Origin of the sequence: Mycobacterium sp. UM_Kg1, from assembly GCF_000972925.1 — a bacterium.
Taxonomy (GTDB): Bacteria; Actinomycetota; Actinomycetes; order Mycobacteriales; family Mycobacteriaceae; genus Mycobacterium; species Mycobacterium hiberniae.
The window spans coordinates 1-260 of the sequence record NZ_JRMK01000379.1; the positions used below are offsets into that span (position 1 = coordinate 1).

The window sequence follows — 260 nt, forward strand, 5'->3', positions numbered from 1 at the left end:
GCCAACGCCTGGTTCAACGAATCCGGCGGCTTCACAGTGCGAACGGTCTTGACCGACAACGGGTCCTGCTACCGATCACACGCCTTCAACGACACCCTTGGCGACATCGAGCACCGCCGGACCCGACCCTATCGCCCGCAAACCAACGGCAAAGTGGAGAGATTTCACCGAACCCTGGCCGACGAATGGGCCTACGCCCGGCTCTACACCAGCGACGCTGAACGCTGCGCCGAGTTCCCCCGATGGCTCCACACCTACAA

The 260-nt window shown here is 62.7% G+C and carries 1 protein-coding gene; it reads left to right on the top strand.

Features of this window, described 5'->3' with window-relative positions; all coding sequences use genetic code 11:
- Positions 1–260 (top strand): integrase core domain-containing protein (locus tag LI92_RS21610; RefSeq protein ID WP_046322741.1); only part of this gene is annotated, 260 nt, incomplete at both ends.